The sequence below is a fragment of the Tardiphaga sp. genome (assembly GCF_025356345.1).
GTDB lineage: Bacteria > Pseudomonadota > Alphaproteobacteria > Rhizobiales > Xanthobacteraceae > Tardiphaga.
The window spans coordinates 1-16546 of record NZ_JANXTC010000086.1; the positions used below are offsets into that span (position 1 = coordinate 1).

Here is a 16546-nt window from a genome sequence, read left to right on the forward strand (position 1 = left end):
GGTGCGGGCCTTCGCCGCCGATGGCGGGCTGGTGCTCGGCGTCTGCAACGGCTTCCAGATCCTGTGCGAGAGCGGATTGCTGCCGGGCATCTTGATGCGCAACGCGAAACTGAAATTCATCTGCCACGACGTGCATCTGCGCGTCGAGCGCTCCGACACGGCCTTCACCAGCGGCTACAATGCCGGGCAGGTGATCCGGGTGCCGATCGCGCATGGCGAGGGCAACTACACCGCCGATGCCGAGACCCTGAAGCGTCTCGAGGGCGATGGCCGCGTATTGTACCGCTATTGCAGCCCGACCGGCGAGGTCAGCGACACTCACAATATCAACGGCGCGGCTGCCTCGATCGCCGGCATTGTCAGCGAACACGGCAACGTGCTCGGCATGATGCCGCATCCGGAAAATCACGTCGAGGACATCATGGGCTGCACCGACGGCCGCGGCCTGTTCGCCGGCCTGGTGGCGCAGCTGGCGCGCGCTGCGTGAGCGCGGTGTTCTTCAAGATCGCCGCCGCAGCGGCCATGGCCGCGTTCTCCGCGGTGACGGCGCAGGCGCAGGATTATCCCAAGCGGCCGATCACCATGATCGTGCCGTTCGCGGCCGGCGGCACCTCCGACGTGATCGCCCGCGTGGTCGCCGAGCAGATGGCGGTCACGCTGCACCAGACCATCATCATGGAAAACGTGGTCGGCGCTGGCGGCTCCACCGCGCTGGCCCGCGCGGCGCGCGCCGAGCCGGACGGCTACACCATCGCGATCGGCAATGCCGGGACCAGTGCCGCGACCTACACCATCTATCCGAAACTGCCGTTCACGCCGGATTCCTTCGCGCCGATCGGCATGGTTGCCAAGACCTTCGGCATCGTCGCGCTGCGCAAGGATTTTCCGGGCGCGACGCTGAAGGATTTCGTCGCCTACGCGAAAGCCAACCCCGGCAAGGTCAATCTCGGCCATGCCGGCGTCGGCTCGTCGAACTACCTGATCTGCAAGAGTTTCGTCGCGGCCGCCGGCATCGACGTGACGCTGGTCGGCTATCGTGGCGCGGCGCCCGCGCTGACCGATGCGATCGGCGGCCAGATCGACGGCGTCTGTGACTCCGCCGCCTCGGTCTCGCAAGCGATCGACGACAAGCTCGTGCGCGGCATCGTGGTCGGCTCCACTGTGCGGCTGGGCTCGCTGCCGGATCTGCCGACCTCGGCCGAAGCCGGGCTGCCGGAATTCGAGGCGCAGGGCTGGAACGGATTGTTCGCGCCAAAAGGCACGCCGCCGGAGATCATCGCCAGGCTCAACGCCGCGGCGCGCACGGCCGTCGAAAGCGACTTGGTGAAGAAGCGCTTCGGCGATCTCTCCACGGTCGCGCCGGATGCCAACGAGCATACGCCCGAGATGCTGCAGCAACTGGTGACGCGCGACGTCGCGAAGTACCGCGCGATGCTGGCGGGCGACAAGGCGCAATAACGCGCCGCCTGCATGGTTCCTGACCATGCCTGACTCCGCGTTTCATCCCGCGGTTCCGCGCAGCCATTCGTTCGCAATTTCCGCCCTGCCATATTGCCGCGGTAACACGCGCGACGCCGTGCGATCGAACAGTCCGTGGCCTGCATGCTTTCATGCCAGACATCGCGGCGCAGCTCATATCACAACCGACCACCGTGCGGTGTATCAGCGCATAGTCGCCAAACACCTATTTTCATAGACGTTTCGCGATCGTGACGGTCGAGCCAATGAGGGCCGATCGATTGACCTGCCTGTCCCTCCCGTGGTCTGCTGCCATAGAGAAAAAAATCTTAGCGAGACAAATCTGGGAGCGCGGCGCATGTCGGAAACCAAGACCATCAATCGTCGCAGCCTGGTTGCGGGAACGCTTGCCGCGGCCGTTGCGATGCCAGCCATCATCGGTCCGGCCAACGCGCAGGCCAAAGTGTCGTGGAAAGTGCAGGCGCACTGGCCGAAAGCCTCGAGCTCGTTCAATGACAGTCTGGTGGTGCTGCAGAAGGAACTCGATGAGCGCACCGGCGGTCGGTTCAAGCTCGAATTGTTCGGCGCCGGCGAGATCGCCAAGGATCGCGAGATCTACAACATCGTGCGGCGGGGCGTCGTGCCGATGGGAACCATCTCGCCGGGATATGTGCTCGGCGAGGCGCAGGCGATGGGACTGTATTACGGCGTGCCCGGCGCGTTGCGCGAGAGCTGGGAGATGATGCATCTCGTCAAGAATCTCGGAATCGAGAAGATGGTCAATGACGAGCTTCGGCCGAAGGGCGTGATGATGCTCGGCGACAAGGCCTATCCGACCGAAATCGTGCTGAAACGGAAGATCACCTCGCTGGCCGATCTCGGCTCGCTCAAGGTGCGCTCGGCCGGCACGATGCTGGAATATCTCGCCGCCGCCGGCACGGCGCCGCAGCAGGTCGCGGGGCCCGAGATCTACCAGGCGATTTCGACCGGCGTGGTCGATGGCGCGCATTGGGGCGCCGCCGTGGGCGCGCTGTCGATGAAGTTCTGGGAGGTGGCACCGTTCCACATGAAGCCGGCGCTCGGCTTTACGACCGATGCCTTCATTCTCAATATCGCGGCGCTGGACAAGCTTCCGGCTGATCTCCGTCTGATCCTGCTGGCGTTGCTCGAGGAACGCTATTTCCGACGGTCGGTCGAATACCAGCACCAGGAAGCGCTGGCGCTGACGATTGGGCGGACCAAGATGAATGTCGAAGTCGTGCGCTTCCCCGATGACGTCATGGCGAGGTTCAACGAGGCCTCCAAGGTCATCATGCAGAAGGAAATCGCGAAGGGGCCGGTCGCGGCCGCGGGCGCCGCGACGATCACCAAGCTGATGACCGACCTCGGTTACGTCTGATGCATCCGCCACTTTGCGCGGACGCGGCTGGCGTCTCGATCGTCATTTCAACTGGAGCGCGGCGGATGCGGCATGGCGCTGCGTCGATGCCGCCGTCCAACGAGCGTGGATGACCCTATGCTGAAAATCGCCAGGTCGGTGACCTCCGTGAATTCCTGGGTCGGACGGGCCGCCGCCTGGCTGATCGTTCCGATGTTCGTGCTGCTGCTGGCCGACGTGGTGATGCGCTATCTGGTCGGCAGCGCCGCGATCTGGACCGCCGAGCTCGCGCAATTGATCTTCGCCGTCTATGCCGTCATCGCCGGCGGCTATTTGCTGGTCGAGCGCGCGCATGTCAATGTTGACATCATCTATGGTCGCTTCAACCGCGTGAAGAAGGCGATCGTCGATCTGTCGACGTCGGTGCTGTTCTACATCTTCATGGCCGTGCTGATCTACCAGGGCATCGACATGGCCTGGGAATCGGCGACCAAGCTCGAAACCTCGTCGAGTATCTGGGATCCCCATATCTGGCCGGCCAAGATCGTCATCCCGCTCGCCGGCATCCTGCTGTTGCTGCAGGGCGTCGTTCGCACGGTCTCGGATATCCGCACCGTGTGCGGGCTGCGGAACGATCCGGCGGCGTTCGGCAAGCAGGCCACCGACGATCCCTCTCATTGAACGAACGGACCCATCGTGTCAGTCGAGTTTCTTACGCTGCTGTTCTTCGGCTCTTTGCTGTTCTTCCTGTTCATCGGCACGCCGCTGGTTTTCACCCTTGGCGGCATCTCCAGCATCTTTCTGTATTTCACGATGGGGCCGGTCGGCTTCTACATCGTGGCGTCCAAGTTCTGGGAGTCGATGATGAGCTTCACGCTCATCGCGATCCCGATGTATGTCTATATGGCCATGCTGCTGGAGAAGTCCGGCGTTGCGAACAATCTGTACCGGATGATGCATGTCTGGTTCGGTGGTTTTCGCGGCGGCCTTGCCATCGGCACCGTCGCCATCTGCGCGATCTTCGCGGCGATGAGCGGCATCAGCGCCGCCGCGGTGGTGACGATGGGCACCATCGCCTTGCCGCGGATGCTGGAGCGCGGCTACGACAAGCGGCTCGCGCTCGGCGCGATCAATTGCGGTGGCGGCTGGGGCATCCTGATTCCGCCGTCGATCCTGATGGTGCTGTACGCGATGCTCACCGAAGTCTCGGTGGGACGTCTGTTCGCGTCGGGCATCGGTCCGGGGATGCTGCTGTTCACGCTGGTGACGATCTATATCGGCGTCCGCGCCTGGTGGCAGCCATCGCTGGCGCCGGCGCTGCCGGTCGAGGAGCGCGGTGACTGGAAGCTCAAGCTGCGGTCGCTGAAGGCGGTATTCCTGCCGATGTTCATCATGGTGCTGGTGCTGGGGGCGATCTTCGGCGGCTTCGCGACGCCGACCGAGGCCGCGGCGCTTGGCGTGTTCGGGGCGCTGGTGGCATCCGCCGTGCAGCGCAAGCTGACGTTCCAGATGCTGAGCGAGTCCGGGATCCAGACGCTGCGGCTGACCGCGCTGGTGATGTGGATCCTGTTCGCGGCGCACGCCTTCTCGACCGCCTATACGACGCTCGGCGCCAATGAACTGATGAACGATCTGATGACGCTGATTCCGGGCGGCAAATGGGGCTCGCTCGCGTTCATGCTCGTCGTTCTGCTGGTGCTCGGCATGGTGCTCGATCCGGTCGGGATCATGTTGATCACGCTCCCGGTATTCCTGCCGGTCATTCATGCCTCGGGCTTCGATCCGATCTGGTTCGGCGTGGTCTTCATCATCATGATGGAAATCGGTTACATGACACCGCCATTCGGGTTCAACCTGTTTTATCTGAAGGGCGTGGCGCCGCCGGACGTGACCATGAGCGACATCTACTGGTCGGTCATTCCCTACGTCTTGGTGACCATGTTCGGCGTGTTGCTGATCATCCTGTTTCCGCAGATCGCGCTGTACTTCCCGAACCTGTTCTTCGGGCCCGCCAGATAGCGGGCGGAGCCCCGCCCGCCCGCGCTGGCCCGGAACTTGCTGGTGTCTCCACGCCATTCCTGAACGCTGGAGAGACCATGCTCATCCGTCACGCTTCCAAGGCCCTTGCGATCGCGGCATTGCTGCTGGCGCAACCGGCGGTCGCCGAAACCACGCTGCGCATCGCCATGACCGCCTCCGATATCCCCACCGCGACCGGCCTGCCAAATAACGGTTTCGAGGGCATGCGCTTCATGGGCTACCCGATCTTCGAGGGCCTGGTGCTGTGGGACCTGACCAGGACCGATCAGTTGGCGCCGCTGCGCCCGGGCCTCGCCGAGAGCTGGGAGCAGGCGCCCGACGACAACAAGACCTGGATCTTTCACTTGCGAAAGGGCGTCAAATTTCATGACGGCGGCGATTTCAACGCCGACGCCGTGATCTGGAATCTCGACCGCTTCTTCAAGAACGACAGCCCGCAATTCGAAGTCGCGGCCTCGGCGATCTCGCGCGCGCGCGTGCCGGTGATGGGTAGCTACAAGAAGATCGACGACTTCACCGTCTCGATCTCGACCACTTCGGCGGCGTCGTATTTCCCCTATATGGCGGTGTATCTGCTGTTCACCTCGCCGGCGTCGTTCGCCAAGGCCGGTGACTGGGCCAAGGTCGCGACCTTGCCGGCAGCCGGTACCGGCCCGTTCAGGATCACCAAGGTGGTGCCGCGCGAGCGCGTCGAACTGGCGCGCCATGACGGCTATTGGGATGCCGCTAAAAAGGCCAAGGTCGACACCGTGGTGCTGATGCCGGTGCCGGAGGCCAATGCGCGGCTGGCGGCGTTGCGTTCCGGTCAGGTCGACTGGATCGAGGTGCCGCCGCCCGACGGGCTGGCGTCGCTGAAAGCCGCCGGCTTCACCATCACCACCGGCTCCTATCCGCATGTCTGGCCATGGTTCTACAACATCGGCGCCGCCAACAGCCCGTTCAAGGACGTGAAAGTCCGGCAGGCGCTGAACTATTGCGTCGACCGCGATGGGCTGGTGTCGCTGCTGTCCGGCACCGCGGAGCCGTCGGCCGGCTGGCTGAAGGCCAGCGATCCCAATTTCGGCAGTCCGGTGAACCGCTACAAGTTCGATCCGGCCAAGGGCAAGGCGATGCTCGCCGAGGCTGGCTTCACCGCCGCCAAGCCGCTGTCGTTCAAGGTGCAGATCTCTTCCTCCGGCTCCGGCCAGATGCTGCCGCTGCCGATGAACGAATTCCTGCAGCAGAACCTGAAGGAAGCCTGCGGCGTCAATGTCGAGTTCGACGTGATCGAATGGCAGCTGCTGCTCAACAATGCGCGCGCGGTGCCGGACGCTCCGGGCTTGAAGGGGGCGATGAGCCTCAACATCTCGTCGCCATCTTCCGATGTCGGCGTCATGGCACGCTATTTCGCGGCGGCCAACGCCTCGCCCAAAGGCTTCAACTTCGAACAGTTCAACGATCCGGAGTTCGAAACGGCTCTGCAGACGCTGGCCGAGGCGACAGACCCCAAGGTGATCTCGGCCGCCACGCGCAAGGCGCATGAGCGCCTGGTCGACAACCCGCCCTGGCTCTACATCGTGCACGACCTCAATCCGCGCGCGATGAGCACCAAGGTGAAGGGATTTGTGTCGCCGCAATCCTGGTTCGTCGACCTGACGACGGTGAGCATGCAGTAGCCGCTCTACGTGTCCCGGACGCGATGCAGCGCGCCCGCTTGGGCGTGGTGCTTCGCAGCGTCGGGACCCTACCAAACGCCGGCGTTCGCGACGGTCCCGGCTCTGCGAAGCAGCACTTTGTGCTGCATCGCGTCCGTGACACGTGCGGCTCGGTTCAATCCGTTACGATCCCGCTCGAGCCCTTGCCCGCCTTCGCCTTGACGAAATCGACGAAGGCCCGCAGCGGCGCCGGCACCAGCCGGCGCCCGGGATAATACAGATACGGCCCGTCGAAGCCTGGCCACCATGGTTCGAGGACGCGTTCGAGCGCGCCGCTGTCGAAATGCGGGCGCAGCCAGTCCTCGAACAACGGTACGATGCCGGTGCCGGCGATCGCGACATCGACCAGCAGATCGGTGGCGCCGCTGATGTCCACCAGCAGGGGACCGGTGACGTCGACCTTGACGGTCTCGCCGTCGCGCTCGAACTCCCACGCCATCATCGCGCCGCTGGGAAACCGGCCGCGCAGGCAGCTATGGCCGAGCAGATCGCGCGGATGCGACGGGCGTCCGCGCCGATCGAGATAGGACGGCGCGGCGCCCAGCGCAAAGCGCTGCTGGCGCGGACCGATCGGCACCGCCACCATGTCCTGTTCCAGCCGCTCGCCATAGCGGATGCCGGCATCGCACCCGGCCGCCAGCACATCGACGAAACTCTCCTCGACCACGATCTCCAGCCGGATATCGGGATAGGCCGCCAGGAAGCCGGGCAGGATCGCCGGCAGCACCAGCCGCGCCGCGCTGACCGGGACATTCAGCTTCAGCGTGCCCGCCGGCAGCCCGCGCAGGCCGTGCACCACGTCGATGGCGGCCTCGACCTCGCTGAGCGCCGGGGTCAGGCGCTGCAGCAGTCGTTCGCCGGCCTCGGTCGCAACCACGCTGCGCGTGGTGCGGTTGAGCAGCCGGACGCCCAACTGGGCCTCGAGTCTTCGGACCGCCTCGCTCAGGCCGGAGGCGCTGAGGCCGGTGATGCGCGCGCCATCGCGAAAGCCGCCGGCGCGGGCGACTGCGACAAAGGCCTGGAGGTCGGCGAGGCTGGTTTTCATTGTGCGAATTTTCGTACGAGCTGTGCAGACTGTGCCTATTCTAGCGCATGTCCGCATCGTCTAAGTCAAGCTGGTCACATCAGGGAGATCGACATGACCAGCCTTCGGAATTCCGCCAGCTTCGCGCTCGGCGACCGCCATGTTCACCGCCTCGGCTACGGCGCCATGCAGCTCGCCGGCCCCGGCGTGTTCGGGCCGCCGCGGGACCGCGACGCGGCGCTCGCAGTGCTGCGCGAGGCGGTGGCGCAGGGCGTCAACCACATCGACACCAGCGATTTCTACGGGCCGCATGTCACCAACCAGATCATCCGCGAGGCGCTGCATCCGTACCGGGATGATCTGACCATCGTCACCAAGATCAGCGCCCGGCGCGGCGCCGACGGATCATGGATTCCGGCGATGTCCCGGGAAGAGCTGACGCAGGCGGTGCACGACAATCTGCGCCATCTCGGGCTTGACGCGCTCGACGTCGTCAATCTGCGCAGCATGCTGGACGTGCACGGCCCTGTCGAAGGATCGCTGGAGGCGCCGCTCACGGTGCTGGCGGATCTGCAGCGCCAGGGACTGGTGCGACACATCGGGCTCAGCAATGTGACGCCGACCCAGGTCGCGGACGGCCGCAGGATCTGCGAAATCGTCTGCGTGCAGAACTACTATAATCTGGCGCATCGCGACGATGACGCGCTGATCGACGACCTCGCGCGTGCCGGCACCGCTTTTGTGCCGTTCTTCCCGCTCGGCGGTTTCAACCCGCTGCAATCCTCCAGCCTGTCTGCCGTAGCCCTGCGGCTGGGTGCGACGCCGATGCAGGTCGCGCTGGCCTGGCTGCTGCGCCGGTCGCCCAACATCCTGCTGATCCCCGGTACCGCGTCGGTGGCGCATCTGCGGGAAAACCTGGCGGCGGGGCAGTTGGTATTGCCCGACGATGCGATCCGTGAGCTCGACGGCGTCGCCGTCGCCGCCTGAGGGATCTGCGAGCGATACCGCGTATCGCACCGGGCTGGGGGCGACTGACCCTGCCGAGCGACGGCCACGAGGTGGTGTTCCTATAACCGGTACCGTATTCGTACGTGGTGAAGCTTTAACTGCGGGTTGACGCCGGTCGCACAGGCTGCGGCGGAAAATCTGGTCAGATCTGCATGTTTCCCAGTCATCCCTCGCGCGCGGCACTTTTGGATCATCGACCGGCCGCGCCGGAGGTCGACGATCTTCGACGCGATTTGCGCAAGCGCTCCAGCCAGGAACTGGAGTCGCTTGTGCTGGAGCGGACGGTTGACCTGGTCGAGAGCCAGCAACTGCTGCGTACGACGCTGGAGCAGATGGATCAGGGTCTGGTGCTTCTCGACAAAAGCCAGACCGTGCGTCTGTGCAATCCGCGCGCCCTTGAGCTGCTCCGCCTGCCAGACACTGTGCTGCATGAAAACGCGGCGTTTCTTGATATCCGCGAGTTTCAGAATGGCCGCGGCGATTTTTCGCTGATGCCCGCGGCGACGTTCGAGCTAATCAGGGGGAGCAATTCACGCCTGTTTCCGCTGGTCTATGACTGGCCGCGTCCTGACGGCCTGACCCTGGAAGTGCGCCGGGTGCAATTCGCCGATGGAGGCTCGGTCAATACCTTCACCGACGTCACCGAGCGCCGAGCCGCCGAAGCTGCCGTCCGCGACAGCGAGGCGCGTTACCGGTTGCTGGCCGAACGTATCGAGCGACTGGCGTGCATCGACGAACTGACCGGCGTGTTGAACCGCCGCTACATCATGCGGGCACTGAACGATGAAACGGCGCGGGTGCGGCGGAGCAAGGAACCTTGCTCGGTCGCCATTATCGATCTGGATTTCTTCAAGCGGATCAACGACCGGTTCGGCCATCCGGCTGGCGACGAAGTGCTTCGCAGCTTTGCGATCGCAGTCACTGCGAATGTGCGCGAGGTGGATCAGCTCGGCCGCTACGGCGGCGAGGAGTTTCTTCTCGTACTGCCGCATGTCTCAAACGACCACGCCGCCGCGACCGTGAACCGGTTGCGCAATATCGTCGCCAATCTGGAATGGACCGGCATTTCAGACAGCCTGGTCGTGACGATGTCGGCGGGCCTCACCCAGATACGCACGGATGAAGCGCCCGATGTCACCCTCGCACGGGCCGACGCGGCCCTGTATCGCGCCAAGGATGCAGGGCGGAATTGCGTGATCAGCGCGTAGACGACGCCCCTGGACGATTACTGCTGCGCGGTCTTCCAGTCGCGCTTGATCTTCTTGGCGAGTGACCATTTGTGCACTTCGGTCGGGCCGTCATAGATGCGGAAGGCGCGGACCTCGCGAAACGCCTGCTCGACGATGGTGTCGCCGGACACGCCATTGCCGCCCATCACCTGCACGCAGCGATCGGCGATCCGCATCAAGGCTTCCGACACCGCCACGTTGGCCATCGAGCTCTCGGCGGTGCCGAGCGAGCCGGTGTCGAGCACGCCGGCGCACCAGTCGATCATCAGTTCCGATGCCTTGATGTCGATCAGATTCTCCGCCAGCATGAAGCCGACGCCCTCGTGATCGACCAGCGGCTTGCCGAAGGCGTGGCGGCGGCAGGCATAATCGGTGGCGATCTCGTGGGCGCGGATCACCAGCCCGAGCCAGCGCATGCAATGCGACAGCCGCGCCGGGCTGAGCCGGATCTGGGCATATTTGAAACCATCGCCGGCGGCGCCGAGCATCTGGTCGGCCGGCACGCGCAAATTCTCGATGGCGATCTCGGCATGGCCGCCGGGCATCGAATTGTCGATCGTGTCGAGCACGCGCAGGGTGCGGATGGCGGGGTCGGGCAGGTCGACCAGGAACAGGCAGGCGCCGTCGTCCGACTTCGCCATGATGATGCCGACCTTGGCGCCTTCCGCGCCGGTGATGAATTTCTTCTGCCCGTTGATGACCCAGTGATTGCCGTCGAGCTTGCAGGTGGTCTGCATCATCGACGGATCGGAGCCGGCGCCGCCGGTTTCGGCGGGCTCGGTCATGAAGAACGCCGAGCGCGCGCGGCCGGATACCAGCGGCTCGAGGAAGCGCGCCTTCTGCTCGGCGCTGCCGACCTTGCCGAGCAGGTACATGTTGCCCTCGTCGGGCGCCATCGTGTTGCAGGCCAACGGGCCCAGCGGCGACAGCCCGGATTTGATCAGCACCGTCGCGGTCTCGCATTGGGTGAGGTGGGATCCGTCCGCCAGGATATGCGGCGTCAGCACGCCGGCGAGGCGGGCTTTATCGCGCAATTCCTGCACCAGTTCGTCGCTCGGGCCATGCGGCCCGGTGCGCGGATCCTTCTCATAGGGGATCACGATGCCGCGGACGAACGCCTCGACATTCGCGGCAATGGTGTCGGCTCGATCAGTCATGGTTAGATTACTCCGGTCGATCTCCGCCACAGCGGAATTCGGGCTGGCAGGTCAGCCCCGCGGTCAAGCCCGCTTGGGTGGCAATTGCCCGTGGCGATGGCTGGGTCATACAGCAGGATGGAGCGGATACAAGCACAAGCCATCGTCCCGGGTGGTCCCGGGGCGATGGCCCAATGGCGTCGAGGTGCGCGTTCAATCCGCAAACTGATTGGTGGCGCGAATGATTGGTGCCCAGCGATCGACTTCGCTGAGCAAAGTGGCCTTCAACGCGGCGGGCGTCGCGTCGTTCTGCGACACCGGGTCGGTGTTGATGTCGTTGAAGCGTTTCACCAGATCGGGATCACGCAGCGCCGCCTGCAAGGTCTTCGACAATTTCTGGATGATGTCGTCGGGGGTGCCCTTGGGGGCGTAGATGCCGTGCCATGCGGCGACCTCGAAGCCTTTCAGCCCCGCTTCATCGGCGGTCGGCAAATCGGGCATCGACGACAGCCGCGTCTTCGTCGTGATGGCGTAGCTCTTGACCAGTTTGGCGGCGATCGGGCCGGTTGTATTGGTGGTTTGATCGCAGGTCAGATCGATCTGGCCGGCGATCAGATCGTTCATCACCGGGCCGTTGCCCTTGTAGGGGACCGCCAGGATCTGCTTGTCCACCGCGGTCATGAACAGCATGCCGCACAATTGCGAGGCGGCGCCAAGGCCGGCATTGCCGAACGTCATCTTGTCGCCATTCGCCTTGATGTAGCTGATCAGCTCGGCCAGCGAATTCGGCGGCAGGTCGGGGCGCGCGATAATGGTCATCGGCGCGTTGGTGACGAGGCCGATCGGTGCGAACGCGGTCTTGGTGTCGTAGGACAAATTGCGATACAGCGTCGCGGCCGTCGAGATGCCGATGTGATGGATCAGCAAAGTGTAGCCATCGGGGTCGGCGCGCGCCGCGCGGGCCGCGGCGATGGTGCCGCCGGCCCCGGTGGCATTCTCGATGATGATCGTCTGTCCAAGCAGTTTGGACATCGTCACGGCGGTGACGCGCGCCACCGTATCGGTCGCGCCGCCGGCGGCGAACGGCACCAGCAAAGTGATCGGCTTGCTCGGGTAGTTCTGCGCCCAAGCGGGGCTGGTGACCATGGCGAATGCGATGGCGGCAATGGCTTTCAGCTTCATGTTGGCCTCCCTGTTTTTCGGTTCGATACCCTCGTCATTCTCCGGACGATGGGCCTTCAGACGTTGGAACTATGGATCGCGGCGACGACGGCATCCGTCACTTCCTTGGTCGTCGCGGTACCGCCGACGTCAGGCGTCATGATGCCGGCGCCGGTGACGTGCTCGACGGCCCGCATCAGCCGTGCCGCGGCATCGCCTTCGCCGAGATGCTCCAGCATCTGCGCGGCGGTCCAGAAGCTGGCGACGGGATTGGCAATGCCCTTGCCGGTGATGTCGAAGGCCGAGCCGTGAATCGGCTCGAACATCGAGGGGAAGCGGCGCTCCGGATCGATATTCGCGGTCGGCGCCACGCCGAGGCTGCCGGCCAGCGCGCCGGCGAGGTCCGACAGGATGTCGGCATGCAGGTTGGTGGCGACGATGGTATCCAGGCTCCGCGGCTTCAGCGTCATGCGCACGGTCATCGCATCGACCAGCATCTTGTCCCAGGTGACGTCGGGGAATTCCTTTGAGACTTCCTCGGCGATCTCGTCCCACATCACCATGCCGTGGCGCTGCGCGTTCGACTTGGTGACCACGGTGAGGAATTTGCGCGGCCGCGACTGTGCCAGCTTGAAGGCGTAGCGCATGATGCGCTGGACGCCGACGCGGGTGAAGATCGCCACTTCGGTGCCGACTTCCTCCGGCAGCCCGCGATGCACGCGGCCGCCGCAGCCGGCATATTCGCCTTCGGAGTTTTCGCGCACGATCACCCAGTCGAGATCGCCGATCCCGACATTGCGCAGCGGCGAGGTGATGCCGGGCAGGATCTTGGTCGGGCGCACATTGGCGTATTGGTCAAAACCCTGGCAGATCGGCAGCCGCAGGCCCCACAGCGTGATGTGGTCGGGGACATCGGGCGCACCGACGGCACCGAAATAGATGGCATCGAACTTCCTCAGCCGGGCGAGGCCGTCGGCCGGCATCATGACGCCGTGCTGGCGGTAATAGGCCGAGCCCCAGTCGAACGTCTCGACATTGAATTTCACATCGCCGATGCGCGTCTGCAGGCTTTCCAGCACCGTGATGCCGGCTTCGATGACTTCGGGGCCGATACCATCGGCCGGAATGGCCGCGATGGAATATTCACGCATCAGAGTTCCTCACCTGGTGGTTCTGGTCTTGCGCCGCGCTCGCGGCGGTCGCGGTCACCCTGCGGCCGTGGAAGTCACGGCTCAAGCGCATTGGTTTATACAAAAAAATGATATAATCGGGAATGGGAGTGACCATGGACCTGCATCAGCTACGCTGTTTTGTGGCGGCGGCCGAAGCGCTGCACTTCGGGCGCGCGGCGCAGCAACTCGACATGATGCCGTCGGCGCTGGGCCGCCATGTCCGCATGCTGGAAGACGACCTCGGCACCCGCTTGCTGACGCGGACGACGCGCAGCGTGGCGTTGACCGAAGACGGTGCGGTGCTGCTCAAGCAGGCGCATGAGCTGCTGGCGCAGGCCGATCGGCTGGCGGCCAGTTTTCGGGCCCGGGGCAGGGCCCGGGCGGCGACGATCCGCATCGGCGCGATCGACAGCGCGGCGGCCGGTCTGCTGCCGGCGATCCTGCATGATATCCGTGACCAGCAGCCGGAAGTCAGCGTCAATCTGGTGGAAGACAAGACCATCCGCCTGCTGCCGTGGTTGCTGTCGGGTCGTCTCGACCTCGCTTTCGTGCGGCCGCCGGAGAACGCCGACAAGCGGCTCGAATTGCTGTTCCTGTTTCACGAGACCGCCGTTGTCGCGGTTTGCGAACGGCACGCCTTCGCGGACCGATCGAGCCTGACCATCGCCGATCTCGCCAGCCAGCCGCTGATCGTGCCGGAGCGCCGGTCGCGGCCGCACAGCCATGACCTCACCATGAAGCTGTTTTCGGAAGCCGGCCTGCGGGCCCATGTCGTGCAGATCGCCGACGAGAAGCAGACCATCGTCAATCTGGTGTCGGCTGAAATTGGCGTCGCCATCGTGCCGCGATGGACCTCGCGGATGGCCGCCCGCGGCGTTCGCTACGTGCCGCTGGTGTCGTCCGCCATGAACCGGTTACCGCTCGCAGCCGCCTGGACGCGTGGCACACGCGATCCGGTGCGCGACAGCCTGATCGAGATGCTTCAGATCAATTTGATGCGTTACGCGATTGAAGCCTGATGCGGCCGTTGGCGTGGCGTCAGCGAGCCGCGCCGTGATATCCGCCGACCCGGCTGATGACGCCTTCCGTTCTGCCTACCACCAGCCGCGCTGCATCGGACGAAACGGCTGACCGCCGCGGCGCGGATCGACGGGCTGCGGCCCCCAATTGCGCGGCGAAAACAGATTGAAGCCGTCGTCGTCCTGGTCGTCGCGGCTGGCGACCGCCGTGGGCTGCCGGGTGATGAAACCGCCCTGTGGCTGGTTGGCCAGCACGGCGACGAATTCGGTGCGGTAGTTGGTTTCCTTGCTCAGCGGCTCGTCGGAAATCACGATCGAGGAGCGCGGCCCCGCGGTCGGCGCGATGCGGTCGAGCACGTCCTGCGGAATGGTGATGCGATCGAGCGCGTCCCTCGCGCTGTCGCCGCCGTCAATGCTGACCGCCGTCCAGCGCAGCCCGGCCTCGTTCTTCGCCATCGCCGTGAACACATGGGTGCCGATCGGCCGATCGGGATCGCGGATCGTGACCGGCACCTCAATGCTGGAATCGAACACCTCGCCGCCACCATCGGGCGCGGGCTTGTGGGTGTTGCGGCGGACGTACAGTTTCTGCGTGGCGCGGCTGATGTAGACCGAGACTGGCTCGAGCGCGAGTTTCGCGTCGGTCAAGGCACGGGCGGCGTCGGCCTTGCGGGTCTGCGCGGCCTTGGCGGCTTCCTTGATGGCGGCAGCGCTTGGCTTGGCGGCGGCGGCGGCCGTGGCGGCGTCGAATTGCGTCGCCAGTTCCGCGGCCCTCGCGGCGGCCTTCTGCTGCGACTCCCCGGCGCGCGCCTTGGCGTCGTCGGTCTTCGCGGCGGCGAGCGACTTGTCGGCGCTGGCGAGATCGCGGTCGGCGCGTGTCTTCTGCGCCTGCAGCTTCTTGACGGACGCGGCAAGCGCGTTCGCCTCGCGCGTGGCACCGGCGGCGGCCTGCCTGGCCTCGTCGGCGGCCTTGGCCGCCTCGGTGGCCTCGCGGGCCAGCGTTTCGGCGCGCACGGGGGCCGCGGCAATGGCTTCCGCCTTCGGCATCAACAGCGCCGGGTGGGAGATGTCGATCGGGGCGGCGTCGATCGGCGAGATGATCACCCGCATGCCGATCCGCGTCCGGTCGAACAGCTTTTCCGCAAAGCCGAACGGCATCCGCACGCAGCCATGCGAGGCGGCGTAGCCGGGCAGCGGCCCGCCATGCAGCGCGACGCCGTTCCAGGTGATGCGCTGCATGTTCGGCATGAAGGCATCGTCATACATCGTCGAATGGTGGTCCTTGTCCTTCTCCAGCAGCGCGAACACGCCGGCCGGCGTCTCGCGTCCGGTGGTGCCGGTCGATACCGGCGCGCGAAAGATCCAGCCATCGGCGTCGTAGAGCGTGACCTGCTGCGACTTGATCGACACGATCGCCATGATCGGCTCGCCGGCCTCGCGTGGCGCGGTGGCCTCGACCGGCGCGATGCGTTTCGGCTTCGCTGCGGCGGCACTGGTCAACGTGGTCAGGACGACCATCGCCGCGGCCATGACGACAGCCGTCGGTCCCCTTGGTCGCATCGGCACGTTGGATAGTCCCGTCAAAAACCGTTTGGCCATATCAGTCCCCGGTTGAAATGCGCGCTCGTCAATTGTCATAGCGAAATTCCGTGCGACGAACAGCTTCCATCAGCGATGCGGTCGAGCCGACGATCCCCAAATTATGGATGCACCGCGGCGAGTGGCCTTTCCTTCTTCTTCACCCGCTTGATGGTGCCGGAGAAAGTGAACAGCGGGCGTTCGGCCGATGTCAGGATACCCCGCAAGAAGATCAGGGAGCCGCCGATTCGGGTCATCTCGCCGTCGCAATCGATCCGTTCGCCCTCGCGGGCGGCGTCGAGGAATTCGCAGCCGAACGATACGGTGATGCCGGGGCCCTGCAACTCGCGCGAGGCGAGCGCGAACAGGCAATAATCGGCGAAGGTCATGTAGCAGCCGCCATGGACGGTGCGCAGGCCGTTGAGATGCTTCTTCTCGACCCGGAACGCACAGCGGACTTTGCCGTCGGGCTCGACCTTGTGCCAGAATGGCCCGTTGTTGGATTCGAAGGAATCCCGGGTCCAGGTGGTCCAGCCGGCGAATTCGCCCTCGGTGGCCGTGACCACATGGGACGGGAACGGCAGGATCGGTGGTGTCGCGGTCGTCACGGGTCTGAACTCCTTGGAATGCTTTGGGAATGCTTTTGAAA

The 16546-nt window shown here is 64.9% G+C and carries 15 protein-coding genes; 9 read left to right on the top strand and 6 right to left on the bottom strand.

Features of this window, described 5'->3' with window-relative positions:
- From purQ to Q0S16_RS04715, 6 genes are all read left to right on the top strand, one after another.
- The coding region (purQ, locus tag Q0S16_RS04690; RefSeq protein WP_295845606.1) for a phosphoribosylformylglycinamidine synthase subunit PurQ at window positions 1–487 on the top strand (487 nt) is incomplete at its 5' end.
- 35 nt (window positions 488–522) lie between these two features.
- The gene (locus Q0S16_RS04695; RefSeq protein ID WP_295845707.1) at window positions 523–1458 is read left to right on the top strand and encodes a tripartite tricarboxylate transporter substrate-binding protein; all 936 of its coding nucleotides are present in this window, start codon (window positions 523–525) and stop codon (window positions 1456–1458) included.
- Between the two features lie 358 nt (window positions 1459–1816).
- The gene (dctP, locus tag Q0S16_RS04700; protein ID WP_295845609.1) at window positions 1817–2857 is read left to right on the top strand and encodes a TRAP transporter substrate-binding protein DctP; all 1041 of its coding nucleotides are present in this window, start codon (window positions 1817–1819) and stop codon (window positions 2855–2857) included.
- A 117-nt stretch (window positions 2858–2974) separates the two neighbouring features.
- Entirely contained in the window at window positions 2975–3517 is a 543-nt protein-coding gene (locus Q0S16_RS04705) for a TRAP transporter small permease subunit (RefSeq protein WP_295845612.1), read from the top strand.
- 15 nt (window positions 3518–3532) lie between these two features.
- Entirely contained in the window at window positions 3533–4855 is a 1323-nt protein-coding gene (locus tag Q0S16_RS04710) for a TRAP transporter large permease subunit (RefSeq protein WP_295845615.1), read from the top strand.
- Window positions 4856–4932: 77 nt separating this feature from the next.
- Window positions 4933–6531, top strand: coding sequence for an ABC transporter substrate-binding protein (locus tag Q0S16_RS04715; RefSeq protein ID WP_295845617.1), 1599 nt, complete (start codon window positions 4933–4935; stop codon window positions 6529–6531).
- A 154-nt stretch (window positions 6532–6685) separates the two neighbouring features.
- On the opposite strand, the gene Q0S16_RS04720 is transcribed toward Q0S16_RS04715, so the two are convergent.
- Entirely contained in the window at window positions 6686–7615 is a 930-nt protein-coding gene (locus Q0S16_RS04720; protein WP_295845619.1) for a LysR family transcriptional regulator, read from the bottom strand.
- A 93-nt stretch (window positions 7616–7708) separates the two neighbouring features.
- Between Q0S16_RS04720 and Q0S16_RS04725 the strand changes: the two genes are divergently transcribed.
- Window positions 7709–8581, top strand: coding sequence for an aldo/keto reductase family oxidoreductase (locus Q0S16_RS04725; protein WP_295845622.1), 873 nt, complete (start codon window positions 7709–7711; stop codon window positions 8579–8581).
- Window positions 8582–8754: 173 nt separating this feature from the next.
- Window positions 8755–9810: a diguanylate cyclase gene (locus Q0S16_RS04730; protein ID WP_295845626.1), complete on the top strand. Its 1056-nt coding sequence runs from the start codon at window positions 8755–8757 to the stop codon at window positions 9808–9810.
- A 17-nt stretch (window positions 9811–9827) separates the two neighbouring features.
- On the opposite strand, the gene Q0S16_RS04735 is transcribed toward Q0S16_RS04730, so the two are convergent.
- The 3 genes from Q0S16_RS04735 to Q0S16_RS04745 all read right to left on the bottom strand — a co-directional run bounded on the left by Q0S16_RS04735 (window position 9828) and on the right by Q0S16_RS04745 (window position 13279).
- Entirely contained in the window at window positions 9828–10988 is a 1161-nt protein-coding gene (locus tag Q0S16_RS04735) for an acyl-CoA dehydrogenase family protein (protein ID WP_295845628.1), read from the bottom strand.
- A gap of 192 nt (window positions 10989–11180) precedes the next feature.
- Entirely contained in the window at window positions 11181–12149 is a 969-nt protein-coding gene (locus Q0S16_RS04740) for a tripartite tricarboxylate transporter substrate-binding protein (protein WP_294940428.1), read from the bottom strand.
- A gap of 56 nt (window positions 12150–12205) precedes the next feature.
- On the bottom strand, window positions 12206–13279 hold the full coding sequence (locus Q0S16_RS04745) for a tartrate dehydrogenase (RefSeq protein WP_295845630.1): 1074 nt from the start codon (window positions 13277–13279) through the stop codon (window positions 12206–12208).
- 134 nt (window positions 13280–13413) lie between these two features.
- Here Q0S16_RS04745 and Q0S16_RS04750 point away from each other — a divergent pair, with 134 nt between their 5' ends.
- Window positions 13414–14319, top strand: coding sequence for a LysR family transcriptional regulator (locus Q0S16_RS04750; protein ID WP_294940424.1), 906 nt, complete (start codon window positions 13414–13416; stop codon window positions 14317–14319).
- 75 nt (window positions 14320–14394) lie between these two features.
- Here Q0S16_RS04750 and Q0S16_RS04755 read toward each other — a convergent pair whose 3' ends face one another.
- Together Q0S16_RS04755 and Q0S16_RS04760 are read right to left on the bottom strand one after the other, a co-directional pair.
- A complete protein-coding gene (locus Q0S16_RS04755; protein ID WP_295845709.1) occupies window positions 14395–15879 on the bottom strand; it encodes a L,D-transpeptidase in 1485 nt (494 codons plus the stop codon).
- Window positions 15880–16019: 140 nt separating this feature from the next.
- Window positions 16020–16505: a PaaI family thioesterase gene (locus tag Q0S16_RS04760; RefSeq protein WP_294940422.1), complete on the bottom strand. Its 486-nt coding sequence runs from the start codon at window positions 16503–16505 to the stop codon at window positions 16020–16022.
- Window positions 16506–16546: the final 41 nt, after the last annotated feature.